The sequence below is a fragment of the Paenibacillus sp. yr247 genome, from assembly GCF_900103825.1.
Classification (GTDB): domain Bacteria; phylum Bacillota; class Bacilli; order Paenibacillales; family NBRC-103111; genus Paenibacillus_E.
On the sequence record NZ_FNIF01000001.1, the window covers coordinates 732,638 to 749,902 of the forward strand.

19 protein-coding genes are annotated in these 17,265 nt (G+C 41.3%); all 19 read left to right on the forward strand.

What is annotated here, in order from left to right; genetic code table 11:
- Positions 1-6: 6 nt before the first annotated feature.
- Entirely contained in the window at positions 7-2,052 is a 2,046-nt protein-coding gene (flhA, locus tag BLT91_RS03435) for a flagellar biosynthesis protein FlhA (RefSeq protein ID WP_090816562.1), read from the forward strand.
- A complete protein-coding gene (gene flhF, locus BLT91_RS03440; RefSeq protein ID WP_090816564.1) occupies positions 2,049-3,353 on the forward strand; it encodes a flagellar biosynthesis GTPase FlhF in 1,305 nt (434 codons plus the stop codon). The genes flhA and flhF overlap by 4 nt, the downstream gene beginning before the upstream one ends.
- Entirely contained in the window at positions 3,350-4,219 is an 870-nt protein-coding gene (locus BLT91_RS03445) for a MinD/ParA family protein (protein ID WP_090816566.1), read from the forward strand. The genes flhF and BLT91_RS03445 overlap by 4 nt, the downstream gene beginning before the upstream one ends.
- 48 nt (positions 4,220-4,267) lie before the next feature.
- Positions 4,268-5,377, forward strand: coding sequence for a protein-glutamate methylesterase/protein-glutamine glutaminase (locus BLT91_RS03450; protein ID WP_090816570.1), 1,110 nt, complete (start codon positions 4,268-4,270; stop codon positions 5,375-5,377).
- A gap of 50 nt (positions 5,378-5,427) precedes the next feature.
- Positions 5,428-7,488, forward strand: a complete 2,061-nt coding sequence (locus tag BLT91_RS03455; protein ID WP_090816572.1) for a chemotaxis protein CheA — start codon at positions 5,428-5,430, stop codon at positions 7,486-7,488.
- A gap of 27 nt (positions 7,489-7,515) precedes the next feature.
- Complete coding sequence (locus BLT91_RS03460) at positions 7,516-7,977, forward strand: chemotaxis protein CheW (protein WP_090816574.1); 462 nt, start codon at positions 7,516-7,518, stop codon at positions 7,975-7,977.
- Positions 7,978-7,980: 3 nt separating this feature from the next.
- Positions 7,981-8,601 (forward strand): chemotaxis protein CheC, encoded by a 621-nt coding sequence (locus tag BLT91_RS03465; protein WP_090816577.1) that lies wholly within the window; start codon positions 7,981-7,983, stop codon positions 8,599-8,601.
- On the forward strand, positions 8,598-9,092 hold the full coding sequence (locus BLT91_RS03470) for a chemotaxis protein CheD (protein WP_090816579.1): 495 nt from the start codon (positions 8,598-8,600) through the stop codon (positions 9,090-9,092). The genes BLT91_RS03465 and BLT91_RS03470 overlap by 4 nt, the downstream gene beginning before the upstream one ends.
- The gene (locus BLT91_RS03475; RefSeq protein WP_090816580.1) at positions 9,092-9,526 is read left to right on the forward strand and encodes a hypothetical protein; all 435 of its coding nucleotides are present in this window, start codon (positions 9,092-9,094) and stop codon (positions 9,524-9,526) included. Before BLT91_RS03470 ends, BLT91_RS03475 begins: the two co-directional genes overlap by 1 nt.
- Before the next feature lie 19 nt (positions 9,527-9,545).
- Positions 9,546-10,334 carry a FliA/WhiG family RNA polymerase sigma factor gene (locus BLT91_RS03480; protein ID WP_090816582.1) on the forward strand — a complete coding sequence of 263 codons (789 nt, stop codon included), beginning with the start codon at positions 9,546-9,548 and terminating at the stop codon, positions 10,332-10,334.
- A 34-nt stretch (positions 10,335-10,368) separates the two neighbouring features.
- Entirely contained in the window at positions 10,369-11,778 is a 1,410-nt protein-coding gene (locus BLT91_RS03485) for a DUF342 domain-containing protein (RefSeq protein WP_090816584.1), read from the forward strand.
- Between the two features lie 19 nt (positions 11,779-11,797).
- Positions 11,798-12,121 carry a hypothetical protein gene (locus BLT91_RS03490; protein WP_090816586.1) on the forward strand — a complete coding sequence of 108 codons (324 nt, stop codon included), beginning with the start codon at positions 11,798-11,800 and terminating at the stop codon, positions 12,119-12,121.
- 39 nt (positions 12,122-12,160) lie between these two features.
- Entirely contained in the window at positions 12,161-12,757 is a 597-nt protein-coding gene (locus BLT91_RS03495) for a hypothetical protein (protein WP_090816589.1), read from the forward strand.
- On the forward strand, positions 12,750-13,265 hold the full coding sequence (locus BLT91_RS03500; protein WP_090816592.1) for a hypothetical protein: 516 nt from the start codon (positions 12,750-12,752) through the stop codon (positions 13,263-13,265). The genes BLT91_RS03495 and BLT91_RS03500 overlap by 8 nt, the downstream gene beginning before the upstream one ends.
- A 251-nt stretch (positions 13,266-13,516) precedes the next feature.
- On the forward strand, positions 13,517-14,215 hold the full coding sequence (rpsB, locus tag BLT91_RS03505) for a 30S ribosomal protein S2 (RefSeq protein WP_029195233.1): 699 nt from the start codon (positions 13,517-13,519) through the stop codon (positions 14,213-14,215).
- A 112-nt stretch (positions 14,216-14,327) separates the two neighbouring features.
- Positions 14,328-14,978, forward strand: a complete 651-nt coding sequence (gene tsf / locus BLT91_RS03510) for a translation elongation factor Ts (protein WP_090816595.1) — start codon at positions 14,328-14,330, stop codon at positions 14,976-14,978.
- Positions 14,979-15,070: 92 nt separating this feature from the next.
- Entirely contained in the window at positions 15,071-15,796 is a 726-nt protein-coding gene (gene pyrH, locus BLT91_RS03515; RefSeq protein ID WP_090816598.1) for a UMP kinase, read from the forward strand.
- A 3-nt stretch (positions 15,797-15,799) separates the two neighbouring features.
- Positions 15,800-16,354 (forward strand): ribosome recycling factor, encoded by a 555-nt coding sequence (gene frr, locus BLT91_RS03520; RefSeq protein WP_090816601.1) that lies wholly within the window; start codon positions 15,800-15,802, stop codon positions 16,352-16,354.
- Positions 16,355-16,448: 94 nt separating this feature from the next.
- Positions 16,449-17,192, forward strand: a complete 744-nt coding sequence (locus BLT91_RS03525; protein WP_090817253.1) for an isoprenyl transferase — start codon at positions 16,449-16,451, stop codon at positions 17,190-17,192.
- Positions 17,193-17,265 lie beyond the last annotated feature (73 nt).

The following is a 17,265-nucleotide window of genomic DNA, read 5'->3' on the forward strand; positions in this document are numbered from 1 at the left end:
AATCTGATGAAAATCAAGGATTTATTAGTTCTGGTTGGCATTATCGGTATTGTATTAATGATGATTGTACCGGTTCCAATCCCTTTACTAGATTTTTTATTAATTATTAATATATCCATTGCTTTAATGATTATTTTGGTAGCGATGAATACAAAAGAAGCTCTTCAGTTTTCGATCTTTCCTTCTTTGCTGCTAATTACGACTTTGTTCCGGTTAGCGTTAAACGTTTCTACAACTCGGAACATTTTGTCGCATGGAGAAGCAGGAAACGTCGTTAGAACTTTTGGGTCTTTTGTGGCAGGTGGTACCTCTAAAGAGGCTATTATTGTAGGGTTCGTTGTCTTTCTCATCTTGGTCTTAGTACAATTCATTGTAATTACCAAAGGTTCTGAGCGTGTTGCCGAGGTCGCAGCGAGATTTACACTCGATGCGATGCCGGGTAAACAAATGAGTATTGATGCTGATTTAAATGCAGGATTAATTAACGAAGTGCAAGCTCGAGAACGCAGACAGAAGATTGAACGTGAAGCTGATTTCTATGGTGCCATGGATGGTGCGAGTAAATTCGTAAAAGGGGATGCCATTGCAGGTATCGTCATTCTCATTATCAATTTAATTGGTGGCTTCATTATTGGGATGACGTTGAAGGGGGATTCCTTCAGTGAGGCATTAGCAAAATACTCAATATTAACAGTCGGTGATGGACTCGTCAGTCAAATCCCAGCTCTTTTAATTTCAACAGCTGCCGGCATTATCGTAACACGCGCATCATCGGAAGGTAATTTAGGCCACGATATCACCAAACAGTTAACAGCACAGCCAAAGCTTCTATATATTGTTGCTGGTACCCTTGTGATGCTTGGCATTTTCACTCCAATTCATTGGTTCACTACTTTTCCGATTGCCGGATTGTTAGTTTTCGCAGCGTACAAAATGCAAAAGAATTTGGAGCGGGAAGCTATTAAAGAAGAACAACTGGTGGAGGAGCAGCAAATCGAAGAAGTACGCAGTCCAGAAAGTGTTATTTCGTTGTTACAAGTGGATCCTATTGAATTCGAGTTTGGTTATGGTTTAATACCTTTAGCCGATACCCAACAAGGCGGAGATTTACTCGATCGTATTATTTTGATTCGTCGACAATGTGCTCTTGAACTTGGGGTTGTCGTGCCTGTCATTCGTATCCGCGATAATATTCAACTACGTCCAAATGAGTATATCATCAAAATTAAAGGCAATACGGTTGCACGAGGAGAACTACTTCTTAATCACTATTTAGCCATGAGCCCTGGTATTGATGATGATTCGATTGCAGGCATTGAAACAACTGAACCTGCGTTTGGATTGCCTGCTATCTGGATTGATGAAGTGACCAAAGAAAGAGCAGAGCTATCTGGCTATACAGTCGTTGATCCTCCATCTGTCGTGGCAACACATTTAACTGAGATTATTAAGAAACATACCCACGAACTTCTTGGTCGCCAAGAAACGAAAGCACTCATTGAAAATGTCCGCGAATCTTATCCGGCGCTTGTGGATGATCTTATACCTTCCGTGTTGTCGATTGGGGACATTCAGAAGGTATTGTCTAAGTTACTGCGCGAGAAAATTTCCGTACGTGACTTGGTAACGATTTTAGAAACTCTTGCCGATTATGGCTCTTATACAAAGGATCCTGAAATCTTGACTGAGTATGTGAGACAATCATTGTCCAGACAAATTACTCAGCAGTTTACTTCCTTAGGTGATTCATTGAAAGTCATTACGGTAGGTCCTTCTGTGGAGAAGAAAATTGCCGATTCTGTGCAGCAATCCGATCAAGGAAGTTACTTGGCACTTGACCCATCATCTTCACAAATTATTTATCATCGCGTAAGTGAACAAGTTTCCAAATTGATTCAATCTGGACAACAACCTGTTATTTTAACATCACCTACGATTCGGATGTATTTAAGACAACTGCTTGAAAGAACTCTGCAAGATATACATGTATTATCTTATAGCGAATTAGAGCCTAGCGTAGAAATTCAGAGCATGGGGGTAGTCAATTTATGAGAGTGAAAAGATATGTTGTCGATTCCATGCCTGACGCATTGCAAAAAATTCGTACGGATTTAGGCAAGGACGCGGTAATCCTGAATACCAAAGAAATTCGTACAGGCGGGTTTCTTGGCTTATTCGGTAGGAAAAAGATTGAAGTTATTGCTGCAATTGATACAGCTAACTCGAATTCAAGCTCAGCAGTCCAACGGTTGGCACCTCAGCCTCAACAACAGAGAGTACAGTCTGTGATAAGTCAGCCACCTGCAAGACCTCAAACACATTTGTCGGATTTTCCAGAAGTCCCGGATGTGTTTGCCGCAGTTTCAGCTGCGAAGGAACCAATTACCGTTACCGCAAGCGTAGAGGCACAACCGAGTTATAAACCACAACAGTCCTATACACCTGTATCCGTGAATGCACCAAATAGATCCATTCAAAAAGATGAGCACCTCATGGAGGAGCTCAAACAAATGAAGGAAATGATGAGAAAGCTTACTCAAGCATCTGATGAGTCAAAGCTGCCTGAACCCTTACAGAAAATTGAACAACGATTATATGACCAAGAAGTTGATCCTAAGCTAGTTCGTCAAATTATTGAGGAAGTTATAACCGATTTTCAGCTGGCAGATGAACCTGTGACGGATGAGACAGCACTTCAAGTTGTGAGATCCAAGCTTGGACAGATATTTCAGTCTGATAAGAGTAAACAAATTTCACCGAGTACTCGTGTCGTTCATTTCGTAGGACCAACTGGAGTTGGAAAAACGACAACTATTGCGAAGCTGGCTGCTGAGCAAGTGTTGAAATATCAACGAAAAGTTGGTTTTATTACCTCTGACACCTACCGGATCGCAGCAATTGAGCAATTAAAAACATATGCAACTATTTTAAATGTTCCGCTTGAAGTTGTGTTCTCCCCGCAAGATTTAGCAAAAGCGTTTCATAATTTGGCAGAATGTGACGTTATTTTCATGGATACGGCTGGTCGTAATTTCCGAAATGAAATGTATGTCTCGGAACTTAACTCTTTGCTTAAGACTCAAGGTAATAGCGAGACCATTTTGGTTCTTAGCTTAACAACGAAATATCGAGACATGAGAGCCATAACGAACAATTTTAATAAGTTCAAGCTGGACAAAGTAATATTCACCAAAATGGATGAAACGGATTCCTACGGTGCGATTGTTAATGTTGTTTACGAGTTCTCTCTGCAGCTTTCGTATGTTACGAATGGTCAAAGTGTACCAGATGATATTACGGAAATGAATGAGTGGCAAATCATCGATTTGTTATTGGAGGAACCTAGAGCATGAAGGATCAAGCAGAAGGGTTGCGGAACCTGGTACAGATTCAGAATGACAAAGGTACAAAAGCAACCAGGATTATTACCGTGACTAGCGGAAAGGGCGGCGTAGGAAAATCTAATTTTACACTGAACTTTGCTTTAACGCTTCAGTCCCAAGGTTATAAGGTTCTTGTCTTTGATGCTGATATTGGGCTTGCCAACATTGATGTTCTTATGGGTGTTTCCTCCAAATACAATTTGTATCACTTGTTGAAAAAGGAAAAAACGATCTGGGAAATTATCCAGAAAGGTTATAATAATTTGGATTTTATTGCGGGCGGATCGGGATTTAACGACTTACTTCGCTTAACAGATGAAGAACTTGATTACTTTGCCGAACAAGTCATGCAGCTCAATGGGTACGTTGATTTCATCATTTTTGACACAGGTGCGGGATTGTCCAAAGAAACCTTGAAATTCATACTTGCCGCTGAAGAGACGTTTGTTGTTACAACACCTGAACCTACTTCCATAACTGACGCTTATGCCATAATCAAAATGGTTAACTCCATGGGACATGACGTTTCTTTTAAATTAGTTATTAATCGAGTAACGGATTTGAAGGAAGGTAAGCATACAGCAGATAAAATCTCTTTAGTAGCTAAACAATTTCTAGATATCCAAATACCTACTCTCGGTTTTGTTGACGATGATGTTTCTGTTTCTAAAGCAGTAAAAAAGCAAATCCCTTTTACAGTTGCTTTTCCTAATTCGGCCGCTGCAAGAAGTCTTCAAATATTAGTAGACAATTATATCAAAGGTTATCGCGTCATCGATATACCAACTTCCGGTGTTAAGGGATTTCTAAATAAAATGATGAGTCTTTTGAAATAGGAATTTTGCAAATCATGTCGAATAAGCACATGAAGGGAGGGAAACAGCATGGCACCTTTTAACATTCTTGTCGTAGACGACTCCGTCTTTATGCGAAAAATAATAAGCGATCTGATTTCTGAAAATCCTCAGTACAAAGTCATAGGAACTGCAAAAAATGGTCAAGAAGCCATTGAACAAGTAAAGCTCTTAAGTCCCGATGCCGTCACGATGGATATAGAAATGCCAGTGATGAATGGTTTGGATGCTCTTCAGCGCATTATGGCAGAGCAACCTACGCCTGTCATTATGCTAAGTTCCTTAACCCAGGAAGGGGCGTCTGAAACGATTAAAGCGCTCGAATGGGGCGCTGTCGACTTTATTCGAAAGCCATCAGGCTCGATATCCTTGGACTTATATAAAGTAAAACAGCTGCTTCACGAAAAGCTGCATATGGCAGTTCGAACGAAGCTGAGGCCTTTTCTGCCTTTTCAGCAGCAGCCTTTGTCTACGTGGGTTAATCAGACAACACTAACCAAAAGTAAAGTGGGTATGATGAAACCACCGGATACTAAGCTAGCTGCAATTCCTGGTTCTACGCATTTCGATCATCTAGTAGCCATAGGGACCTCAACTGGAGGACCTCGTGCCTTACATCAGGTGATCTCTAATATCCCCGCAGGTTTTCCTGCTCCTATCTTAATTGTTCAACATATGCCGCCTAATTTCACTAAATCATTAGCTCAGCGTCTGAATGATATCTCTCAGATCCAAGTCGTTGAAGCAGCGGAGGGAGATGTGCTCCAAACGGCAACTGCTTATGTAGCGCCGGGAGGATGGCATATGATTGTCTACAAAGATCACAAAACGTACAAAATTCGATTGACCAAAGAAGATCCTCGTTCTGGCCACCGCCCCTCGGTGGATGTCATGTTTGAGTCCTTGCTTGGTATGAGTGAGTTGAAGCGGCACATCGTCCTGATGACAGGTATGGGTAGCGATGGAGCCAAAGGTATGCTTTCCTTGAAGCAATCCGGCGTAGCGACAACCATTGCCGAGTCTGAAGAAACTTGTGTCGTATATGGTATGCCTAGGGCTGCTGTAGAGATTCAAGCTGCGATGCACGTGCTGCCTCAGCAGGATATCGCTGTTCGGCTAGCTCAATGTGTACTAAATTAATGAACCATAGCAAGCAGGTTGCATAATGATTCTAATGGAGGTGTGTGGTTTTGGAACTTAGTCAATATTTATCCATGTTTATCGATGAATCGAAAGAGCATTTACAATCTTTGAATGAGAACTTACTAAGTTTAGAAAGCAGCCCTCAGGATATTAGTATTGTTCATAACATTTTCCGTTCTGCTCATACTTTGAAAGGGATGTCCGCAACAATGGGCTTTGAGGATATCGCTGCCCTAACACATGAGATGGAAAATGTGCTTGACTTAGTACGTAACAGTAAAGTTGAAATGAATCCATTCATATTTGACTGTATTTTCAAAAGTCTCGATTCGTTGGAATCCATGGTCGAAGATATTATTCAAGGCGGTACTGGGAAAGCAGATGTAACACCGATTGTTATTGCTCTACGTTCCATTGTGACAGGTGACTATAAAACTGCACATGCTCCGGTAGTGACGGATGTGAAAGAACCAGCAAAAGGTATTGAAGTTGATGAGTTTCAATTTTCCATTCTTCAACAATCGATTGATTCGGGCTTCCTTGTTTTCTATGTTGAAGTAAGCGTGAATGAGAACTGTGTATTGAAAGCCGCTCGCGCCTACATGGTATTCGATGCATTGGAGAGAATGGGTGAAATCGTGAAAGCGACGCCAACTGTTCAAGAAATCGAGCAAGAAAAATTTGATCGTTCCTTCTCCCTATATTTTATTTCTAAGGTTGATCAAGCCACGCTTGAAAAAGAGATCCTAAATGTTTCCGAAATTCATTCTGCAGTGATTATTACAGTTGATACAGAATCACTTGCCGAATTATCCCGTCCTAGAAATGAAGTTGAAATTGCTAGACAAGAAATAGTCGCTGCTTTTGCTGCAGTAACGGTACCGGTTGCAGTTGAAGTAGCGAAAGCGGAGCCTGTTGCTGCTTCAGTTAAACCAGCTGCAGGTGGGGCTCCAGTGGCAAGTCGTACGATTCGTGTCGATATTGAACGCTTAGACGCGCTTATGAATCTGTTCAGTGAACTTTTAATAGATCGTGTTCGCTTAGAACAACTAGCTAGTGAGGTTAAACGCAATGATCTAACAGAAACCGTTGAACATATGTCTAGGGTCAGCAGTGATTTACAAAATATTGTCTTGAAGCTTCGCATGGTGCCCGTGGATTCTGTTTTCAATCGCTTCCCGCGGATGATTAGAGATTTGGCTAAATCTCTTGATAAAAAAGTAGATTTGGTCATCACAGGTGCAGAGACAGAATTAGATCGTACCGTTATTGATGAAATCGGCGACCCGCTAGTACATTTACTTCGTAATGCTGTGGATCACGGAATTGAGTCGATCAGCGATCGGTTGGCTGCAGGTAAAAGTGAGCAAGGTACCATTCAGCTTCGCGCTTTCCATAGCGGAAATCATGTCTTCATAGAAATTGAAGAAGACGGTAGAGGGATTTATAGAGAAAAGGTATTGAAGACCGCACTTAAGAATGGTCTTGTAACAGCAGAGCAAGCAGCGAAGTTAACGGATTTGGAAGTATACAACTTACTTTTCGCATCTGGGTTTAGTACTGCAGAGAAAATTTCAGATATTTCAGGACGCGGTGTTGGACTTGACGTTGTGAAGACGAAGATTCAAATGCTGGGTGGACATGTTCAAGTTGATTCTAAGCCTGGTCTGGGAAGTAAATTCTCAGTTCAACTTCCACTGACCCTGTCTATTATATCTGCTATGCTTGTGCGTCTTGGTAGTGAGAAATATGCGATACCGTTATCATCGATTGTTGAAACATCAGCTATCCAGAGGAATCAGATTCGCAGCATTCATGGTAACAAAATGGTGGATTACCGCAATTCCATTATCCCTCTTGTATCACTCAGCACGTTGTTCAATGTTCCTGATTTCAATGAGGACCTTGAAGAAGAAACCGAAATTGTTGTTGTGCGTAAAGGGGATAAACAAGTTGCCTTGATGGTAGACGAATTTATCGGTCAGCAAGAAATTGTTCTCAAAACATTAGGGAAGTATTTATCCGGTTTATTTGCAGTTTCAGGCGCAACGATTTTAGGGGATGGACAAGTCGCTTTGATCATAGATCCAAATGCATTAATTAAATAACCACATAATTCTAAGGAGGATTTCACAATGGGAGAAGAAAAAAAGGTAATCGTCTTCGCACTTGGAACGGAAGAGTACGGCGTGGAAGTTGAAAAAGTTAGAACGATCGAAAGAATGCAGCCAATGACGCGTGTACCGAAAGCACCAAAATTTATTAAGGGTGTTATCAATCTTCGCGGTGTAGTTATTCCTATTATTGATCTTCGTTCTAGATTCGGACTTGAAGAGCAAGCCACTACAGATACTACGCGTATTATCATCGTGTCTGCTGGGGACTTTGAAGTTGGATTAATTGTAGATTCAGCGAATGATGTTATCGACTTGGATACAGACAATATTGATAACCCACCGGAAATTGTGGGCGGTATCAAAGCGAAGTATCTCGATGGGATTGCACGCGTTGGCGAACAAAGATTGCTTGTCCTGCTTAATTTGGAGCAAGTCTTGGATCGCAATGAAATTCAACAGTTAGAAAGTTTAGAGGAATAGCTTGTGGAAGTATTTAGTCAATTAGCAGAATTTCAAATGGATGTTCTCAAAGAAGTGGGTAACATAGGTGCGGGTCATGCAGCAACTGCCCTTTCTACTTTGCTAGATAAGCCGATTGATATGCTCGTTCCCAAGGTACGAATGCTTCCTTTCGAAGAAATTTGCGAAAGTGTTGGCGGCGTGGAGACAGTTGTTCTAGCGATCTTCTTACGAGTGGATGGAGACGCTCCTGGAAATATGTTTTTTATCCTAAACTTAGATGCCGCCAAAAATATGCTGAGAGATCTGATTGGATTGAATATTGAATATCAAGAAGAGTATTCAGAGCTAGAATTATCTGCTTTGAATGAAATAGGCAATATTCTTGCCGGTTCTTATTTATCCTCTCTGGCTGATTTCACGAATTTAAACATGCAGCCTACTGTCCCAGCGTTAGCGATTGATATGGCTGGTGCCATTTTAAGCTATGGATTATTGCAATTTGGTCAAATGGGTGATCAAGCACTTCTCATTGATACCAAGTTTTTAGAGGGGGATAATGAAGTACAAGGACATTTCTTCCTAATTCCTGATCCGGAATCGTTTGGCAAAATATTTTCGGCATTAGGAGTAGAGTCTTCATGACGCAGGATAATTTGATTAAAGTAGGAATGGCTGACCTGAATGTTGCTCACCTAACGGGTGTATTGAAGACGACAGGACTGGGTTCGTGCGTGGGTGTCACCTTGTATGATAGCCGCGTTAAAGTGGCGGGGATGGCTCATGTTATGCTGCCATCATCAGAGATTGCTCGTGAGGGATCGCTGAACATTGCTAAATATGCGGATACGGCTATTCCTGAGTTAATCTCAAGAATGGAAAAACTCGGAGCTACTGTAAACAAGTTAGAAGCTAAACTGTCTGGCGGTGCTCAAATGTTTGCATTTGCTGGAAATAATGATACGATGAGAATTGGTCCAAGAAATGTAGAATCTTGTAAAGAAATGTTGAATAAATATGGAATTCCGATTCGAGCTGAGGATACCGGAGCTAATTACGGTCGAACAATAGAATTTCATACGGAGACCGGGGTTCTGGTTATTCGAAGTGTCCAATTAGGAGTGAAGGAAATTTAATGATGATTGGAACCATTCGAATTAATGTCTTCGTAGCATCAGTGGCTGGCTTATTAACATTTGCCTTATCGATTGGCAATAATGTAGTTCTGTCCACCTGTCTTAAGAGTGTATACAGCTTTCTTATTTTATTCGTTCTGACATTTGGCTTTAGATGGGTGTTGGGTATAATGATTGGAGCTGAACATGCAGCGGGTAGTTCATCTCACGTGAATCTCACTTCGGAATCGACTGTTGGTCAATCTCTGGATTTTACGACACCAGATGAAGATGAGGAAACGCGTGAGTTAATGAAGGCTAATATGGGCAGTAAAAACTCTTCACCATCTATTGAAATGCAATTTTCACCACTGAATCCACCTAAGCTAGTCACCAAGAATAATTTGGACCCTGAACAACTGGCGGGTGCCTTAAGGCGAATGTCTGAAGACTAAGGATGGTGAAACATAATACATGATCGAACAGAAGCAATCACAACTAGCCAATATCGAGTTATGGAAACAGTGGAAGGAGCATGGCTGGGTACCCGCTAAGCAAGAGCTTATTGAGTGCTATTTGCCTTTAGTAGATTATGTTTCCGGACGACTTGCCATTGGTCTTCCAAAAAGTGTTTCGAAAGAGGATCTATCAAGCTTCGGTGTGATGGGCCTTATTGATGCTGTCGAAAAATTTGATTATGCACGCGGCCTACAATTCGAAACGTATGCTTCATGGAGAATCCGTGGGTCTATCATTGATGGACTTAGGCAAGGAGATTGGGTGCCTCGCTCTGTGAGAGAAAAGGCCAAAAAGGTTGAGGACGCCTACCAGAAGCTCGAACAACAGTATCTACGCTCCGTTACGGATGCCGAGATTAGTAGCTATTTACAAGTTAGTGAGCAAGATTTTCAGCAGATACTTCAGGATATTTCGATTACAACCGTTTGTTCAATCGATGATCCTATTCGAGAGGAAGAATCTGAAACGCGTCTTTCTTTACTTGTTGACGAGAAGGCCAGAAACCCGGAGTATCAAGTTAATGAGTTTTTTCTAAAGGAGTCATTGGCAAAGGCAATCGAACGGTTAACGGAGAAAGAGAGAACAGTTGTATCGTTATTTTATTTCGAAGAGCTCTCTTTAAGCGAAATTGCTGAGGTGATGTGCTTATCTCCCTCACGTATTTCACAATTACATTCCAAAGCCATTCTTCGATTAAAAGGGGTACTTGGACGTTTTAAAAATCAACTTTTTCAAGATACATAACCTAAATTAGTTAGAAATGAAAGGTGGTATGTCCATGATTGAGAGGAACATGCCTTTGGATTATTATATCAGTATTTCCATATCAGATGACAAATTATCAGCTTACTTGTTAATTAACAATGTTGACGACAACTTTAAAGTAACCGCAGGTCAACTGGAAGACATCATTCAAACGAATCGTATTGTTCACGGTTTAAACCGACCTTTACTTGCTCAAATTGCAGCAAATCCGCAGCCCTTTTATCATCAAAAAGTTATGATTGCTTCGGGTACAAAGCCAGAAGAAGGTCAGAACGGCTATATTAAATTTATTTTTGATTTTGATGAAGAAGATAAAAAACCACTTGAACTGGATGACGGCAGGGTAAACTATAAAGAAGTTGTTTCTCTCCATAATGTTAGAAAAGGGCAGCCAATTGGACAGCGATTTCTGGCCACAGAAGGCTCACCAGGACGAGCGGTAACAGGCGAAACCCTTTTTACCAAGGCGGGCAAAGAGGCTAGATTTAAATTAGGTAAGAATGTGATTACGGACGCCGAGCAAATGGGACTTTATTCATTAATTGACGGTATGGTTGTAAGGACGGATCGAGATAAGATTAATGTGTTTCCCGTATATGAAGTGAATGGAAATGTTGATTATAATATTGGGAATATTGATTTTGTCGGTACGGTTGTTGTTCGTGGGAATGTACTACCTGGCTTTAAAATTCGTGCTGCGGGAGATATTCGTGTCACTGGCGGTGTTGAAGCCGCAGAGCTTGAAGCGGAAGGTTCTATTGATATTAGTGCAGGTATTGTGGGCCAAAATAAAGCCTATGTTAAAGCTGGTAAGAATGTGAAAAGTTCCTTCATTCAGGATGCAACTGTTGAAGTTGCGGGAGAATTAAAGGTCTCTCAAAGTATCATGCATTCAACAATCAGAGCAGGCAAGGCAGTAAACTGTATTGGCTCCAAAGGACTCATTGTTGGGGGCACAATACAAGCAGGCGAGCGAGTAACTGCGAGGACAATTGGGAATTCAATGTCGACGACTACAGTTGTAGAAGTTGGCGTTCTGCCAGAGCTCCGTAATGAGATGCTCAATCTCCGTAACCAACTGAAGGTATACATAGAAAATATGGATAAAACGGAGAAAGCGCTTACTCTGTTAGACCAATTAGCCGCAGCGGGTCAACTAGGACCGGATAAAGTAGCAATGCGAGTCAAGTTAAATCATACGAAAAAACAAGCGATAGAAGAGCAAAATACGATCAAGGAACGTATTCTCGAAATAGAGAAATCGTTAGAAGACTCCGATAAAGCGAAAGTAGAAATCTTATCCACCATTTATGGGGGCACGAAGATTGTTATTGGCCGGTATACCAAATATATAAAAGATCCAACAAACCGTATGACGTTCCATTTAAGTGATGGTGATATTTCTATGAGCGCTTATGTGTGAGTAAAGGAGAGGGTAAGCGATGAGTTTTAAAGCCATCGATTTACAATTCGCCGTACACAAAAACGATGAAGCGGGCATTCGGCAAAATCAGCTTATGCAAAAACCGCGTCAGGACGAAACGATCCTAGAGAATCAAGCGGCTCAATCTACGGAGAAGGATCGTCACCGTAGCAGCAAACTTGAAGAGAGCGTACGTGCGGATCTTAAAGATCATGACGGGCAGAAGCAACAGACGACCAAGGATAATAGCAAGAATAAACACAAGTCAGTCTCTGCTTCCTCTGAACCTAATCATCAACCTGATCATCCTTATAAAGGGCATCATATCGATTTATCCTTATAACTAGTATCTCAATTAAAGAAAAAGGTGAACCCAATGACTATGCAGCCGTGGTTGTATGTCGTACTTCTCGGTCTAGTCTTAATTGTATATGCGCGATTCCTCCCTAAGGATCAAGCAGCGTCATCCACTAAAATAAATGTAGTTCAAGAGATCGAGGAAACGATCGAGCACTTCGCAGCTGAGATGGATGAACAAAATCAGTCGCTGCTCAATCTATTTTCGAAAACAAAACAAGATTACGAAGTAGAGCTAGCGAAGCTGGCAGGCAGGCTGGAAACATTAGAGAAGCAAAAGCAAGACCTGTCGCAAGAATTAACGAAAGTGCATGTAAATCAACAAATGAATCAAAGATCTGATAATCAGCAAGCTGAAATCCTCGAAATGACTTCTGCATCTAATCTCGAAAATTCGGCACAATTCGTCTCTTCTAACGATGCGGTATCGTCTGTTAATGAATCGGTAGTACAAGAGCCAATTTTTGCGGGATTGAGCATGAAGAGCAGATATACAGAGCTATTTTCTTTGCATGACCAAGGAAAAGGCGTTGAAGCCATAGCTAAGAAACTCGGTATGAATAAAGGCGAGGTCAGTCTGATCCTGCAGCTTTCGAGACAGGAGGAGCGGGCCCGTGTTTAAAAATCGGTCATACATATATGGAATAGGGACAGGTATTATTGTAGGGGCTTTGCTGCTGCAAATCATGTCTGTTCGTGGTAGTGCACCGAGTCAATCCAGCATTGCGATGGATGAAATGGATCCTCAGAAGTTGAAGGATGAAACATCGAAATATTATCAAGTATTCGATAAGAATATGAAAGTATATACGCAAACCGAGTTGGATGCAGCTGTACAAAAAAGACTTAAAGAAGAAACGGACAAGTTAGCAGCGGCTAAACCACAGGATCAGTTTAAAGCTAACACACCTGAAGGCAGTCATAAAATAATTATTTATGTGCAGCCTAATCTTGACGCAACGGCTGTTAGCGAACTTCTTGTAAAGTCAGGTATTATTACAGATCGTAAAGCTTTCGTTACTGAACTAGAAAAACAAGGCGGTAACACCAGAATTCAAATTGGCTTCCATGTATTCGATGGCGCTATGGATGTACAGAAAGTCGTTACCAATTTAATGACAGTTCAATAGATAGACCTCTAAATAGATCTTTATTTTTAGGTCTGTTTTTGTTTTTTTCTTTACATATACATCCCATTTGTAGGGTAAAATGACTATCATGACAAAAGGTTGCATAGGGATTTGAGTTATGGTATATTTATTCACGGTGTTAAAAACTCACGCCCGTCAATTTGCATAATGGTGCTTACTTCGGTAGGTTTTATGCAAAGATGCGACAGGCGGCGGATACCAAATAAACCATTTTAGAGGAGGGATTGGGGATGGCAGTTATCTCCATGAAACAGCTTTTAGAAGCTGGCGTACATTTCGGTCACCAAACACGTCGTTGGAACCCGAAAATGGACAAATACATCTTTACAGAAAGAAACGGTATTTACATTATCGATCTACAAAAAACGGTTAAAAAAGTTGAGGAAGCTTACAACTTTGTTAAATCCGTTTCTGAAGATAATGGTACGATTCTTTTCGTAGGAACGAAAAAACAAGCGCAAGATTCCGTAGCTGAAGAAGCAGAACGTTGCGGCATGTACTTCATCAACCAACGTTGGTTGGGTGGTACATTAACTAACTTCCAAACCATTCAAAAGCGTATTGACCGTTTGAAAACACTTGAAAGATGGGAAGAGGACGGTACATTCGAAGTTCTTCCTAAGAAAGAAGTTATCATTCTCCGTAAAGAGAAAGATCGTCTTGAGAAATTCTTGGGCGGAATCAAGAACATGAAAGGTTTGCCTAGCGCACTTTTCATTATCGACCCACGCAAAGAGCGTATTGCTGTTGCAGAAGCTCGCAAATTGGGTATCCCAATCGTTGGTATCGTTGATACAAACTGTGATCCGGATGAAATTGATTACGTGATTCCAGGAAACGATGATGCGATCCGTGCAGTTAAATTGTTAACAGCTAAAATTGCTGATGCAGTTATCGAAGCACACCAAGGCGAACAAACAACAGCTTAATCTATAGGAATGTGAAAAGGGTGGTTGGAAGGTGTAACAGCCTGTCACCACCCTTTTTTTAAAGAATCAATGGGTGTTACATATAAAAACAACAAACGGGAGGTTTCTTTCTATGGCAGTTACAGCAGCACAAGTGAAAGAATTACGTGAAAAAACAGGCGCAGGGATGTTAGATTGCAAGAAAGCACTTGAAGAAGCAAATGGTGATATCACCAAAGCAGGCGAATTGCTTCGTGAAAAAGGTCTTTCTGCTGCAGCTAACAAAGCAGGCCGTATTGCAACAGAAGGTGCAGTTGAATCTTATATTCACGCTGGCGGTAAAGTAGGCGTACTTGTTGAGATCAACTGTGAAACTGACTTCGTTGGTAAAACAGAGCAATTCAGAACTTTCTGCAGAGACATCGCAATGCACATCGCAGCGGCTAACCCGACTTATGTACGTCGTGAAGAAGTGCCAACAGAAGCTTTGGAGAAAGAAAAAGAAATTCTTCGTAACCAAGCTCTGAATGAAGGCAAGCCAGAGAAAATCATTGATAAAATGGTTGAAGGCCGCATTGGTAAATACTACGAAGAGTTCTGCTTGATGGAACAACAATTCGTTAAAGACCCAGACAAAACAATCGACCAATTGTTGAATGAAAAAATTGCAGCAATCGGCGAGAACATCTCGATTCGTCGTTTCGTACGTTTTGGCTTGGGTGAAGGTCTTGAGAAAAAACAAGAAAACTTTGCGGAAGAAGTTATGTCCCAAGTTAAACAATAATAGGCATTTAAAAAAGATGGAACACTTGGTGTTCCTTCTTTTTTAGCCAATAAGAGATTTTTGTTTACGCATTGAAACGGAGGTTTTACAAGTTGGGTCAACCTTTTTATAAAAGAGTAGTGCTAAAATTGAGCGGCGAAGCTTTGGCAGGACAACAAGGCTACGGCATTGATTCGGAAGTCATTACCTCCATAGCCCAACAGGTAAAAGACGTTGTGGAATTAAACGTGGAAGTAGCCATCGTAGTGGGTGGCGGAAACATTTGGCGCGGGATTGCAGGTAGCGAGAAAGGCATGGATCGTGCGACAGCAGATTACATGGGAATGCTCGCGACTGTCATGAATTCTCTTGCTTTACAGGATGCACTGGAGAACATCGATGTGCCAACGAGAGTTCAATCTTCTATCACGATGCAGCAAGTGGCTGAACCTTATATCCGTAGAAGAGCAATGCGCCACCTTGAAAAAGGTAGAGTTGTTATTTTCGCGGCAGGCACTGGGAATCCTTACTTCTCAACGGATACGACGGCAGCTTTAAGAGCAGCTGAAATTGAAGCTGAAGTTATTTTAATGGCCAAAAATAAAGTGGATGGCGTCTATTCAGCAGATCCATTCAAAGATTCAACAGCTAAGAAATTCGAGACGTTAACCTATATGGAAGTCATCAGTAATAATCTAGGTGTCATGGACTCCACCGCTTCTTCCCTTTGTATGGATAACAACATCCCATTGGTGGTGTTTTCAATTACAGAAAAAGGGAATATCAAACGAGTTGTCCTTGGCGAGAAAATTGGGACTACAGTTAAAGGGAGTGTCTAAACCATGCCACAATCAGTGAAAAAAAATGCAGAAGATCGGATGGACAAAGCAATTGGAGCCCTTAGAAGAGACTTAACTTCTCTTCGTGCAGGCCGTGCTACGCCATCTCTATTAGATCGCATCCAAGTGGAATACTACGGAGCGATGACACCTGTGAATCAACTTGCGAATTTAACAACACCTGACTCACGTACATTACTCATTCAGCCATGGGACAAAAGCTCCATGACTGCGATTGAGAAAGCGATTATGAAGTCTGACTTAGGGCTGACACCATCAAACGATGGCTTGGTTATAAGAATTGTCATTCCGGCATTAACAGAAGAACGCCGTGGTGATCTCGTTAAAATGACGAAGAAATTTGGCGAAGAAGCAAAAATTGCTATTCGTAATATCCGTCGTGATGCTAACGATGAGATCAAAAAGTTAGAAAAAGCGGGTATTTCAGAAGACGAATCCCGTAAACATCAAGAAGATATCCAGAAGTTTACAGATAAATTTGTGGCTGAAGTTGAGAAAGTTTTGGCTGCTAAAGAAAAAGAAATCATGGAAGTATAAGATAGATATGCCCCCGGGTATTCGCTGGGGGTTTTTCATCTTTCCCTAGTTGGGAGGAACAATTGTGCTCAAGCTATTTAAGAAATGGTTAGGAATGAACGATAAACCTGCTTCTACAGCTGTACCAGAAATCGAATTAGATAAGGTGCCTGCACATGTCGCAATTATTATGGACGGAAATGGCCGTTGGGCAAAGCAAAGAGGTTTACCTCGTGTAGCTGGACATCATTCTGGTATGAAAAACGTCAAAAAAATTACAATGGCTGCTAATGACATTGGTGTCAAAGTTTTGACGATGTATGCTTTTTCAACTGAAAATTGGAAAAGACCGAAGGAAGAAGTGGAATTTTTGATGAAACTTCCCCAAGAGTTTTTTCCTTTAGAAATTGAAGAACTGATCGAGAATAATGTCCGTATCCGGATGACTGGTTGGAAAGAAGGCCTGCCTGACTATACGCTCAAAGCGATTGAAGGAGCTATCGAAAGGACAAAGGATAACACAGGACTCATTCTGAACTTTGCTTTAAACTACGGTGGGCGTAAAGAAATGATTGCTGGTGTGCAAGATATGATCCGTGATGTTCAAAGCGGCAGGCTGCTAATAGAGGATTTGGATGAAACTCGATTCTCTTCCTATATGCTGACTTCTGATTTACCTGATCCCGATTTGTTAATTCGCACAAGTGGCGAGCTAAGACTCAGTAACTTTCTTCTTTGGCAATTGGCGTATTCGGAGCTTTGGTTTACGGAGGCTTACTGGCCAGAATTCACAGAATCATTATTTTTGCAAGCAATTGCCGAATATCAGCGCCGCGGGAGAAGATACGGAGGTATCTAAGAAAAACTGCTGTATCTTCTCTTTCGGTAATTGAACGGATTGCTAACCGATTTGAAGTTGTTCATCTAGGAGG

Excerpts from the sequence above, each read along its gene's own strand:
- BLT91_RS03445 (WP_090816566.1), top strand. The coding sequence starts at position 3,350 with ATGAAGGATCAAGCAGAAGGGTTGCGGAACCTGGTACAGATTCAGAAT.
- BLT91_RS03485 (WP_090816584.1), top strand. The coding sequence starts at position 10,369 with ATGATTGAGAGGAACATGCCTTTGGATTATTATATCAGTATTTCCATA.
- BLT91_RS03450 (WP_090816570.1), top strand. The coding sequence starts at position 4,268 with ATGGCACCTTTTAACATTCTTGTCGTAGACGACTCCGTCTTTATGCGA.
- rpsB (WP_029195233.1), top strand. The coding sequence starts at position 13,517 with ATGGCAGTTATCTCCATGAAACAGCTTTTAGAAGCTGGCGTACATTTC.
- BLT91_RS03480 (WP_090816582.1), top strand. The coding sequence starts at position 9,546 with ATGATCGAACAGAAGCAATCACAACTAGCCAATATCGAGTTATGGAAA.
- frr (WP_090816601.1), top strand. The coding sequence starts at position 15,800 with ATGCCACAATCAGTGAAAAAAAATGCAGAAGATCGGATGGACAAAGCA.
- BLT91_RS03460 (WP_090816574.1), top strand. The coding sequence starts at position 7,516 with ATGGGAGAAGAAAAAAAGGTAATCGTCTTCGCACTTGGAACGGAAGAG.
- flhA (WP_090816562.1), top strand. The coding sequence starts at position 7 with ATGAAAATCAAGGATTTATTAGTTCTGGTTGGCATTATCGGTATTGTA.
- BLT91_RS03475 (WP_090816580.1), top strand. The coding sequence starts at position 9,092 with ATGATGATTGGAACCATTCGAATTAATGTCTTCGTAGCATCAGTGGCT.
- BLT91_RS03525 (WP_090817253.1), top strand. The coding sequence starts at position 16,449 with ATGAACGATAAACCTGCTTCTACAGCTGTACCAGAAATCGAATTAGAT.
- BLT91_RS03495 (WP_090816589.1), top strand. The coding sequence starts at position 12,161 with ATGCAGCCGTGGTTGTATGTCGTACTTCTCGGTCTAGTCTTAATTGTA.
- BLT91_RS03490 (WP_090816586.1), top strand. The coding sequence starts at position 11,798 with ATGAGTTTTAAAGCCATCGATTTACAATTCGCCGTACACAAAAACGAT.
- tsf (WP_090816595.1), top strand. The coding sequence starts at position 14,328 with ATGGCAGTTACAGCAGCACAAGTGAAAGAATTACGTGAAAAAACAGGC.
- BLT91_RS03470 (WP_090816579.1), top strand. The coding sequence starts at position 8,598 with ATGACGCAGGATAATTTGATTAAAGTAGGAATGGCTGACCTGAATGTT.
- flhF (WP_090816564.1), top strand. The coding sequence starts at position 2,049 with ATGAGAGTGAAAAGATATGTTGTCGATTCCATGCCTGACGCATTGCAA.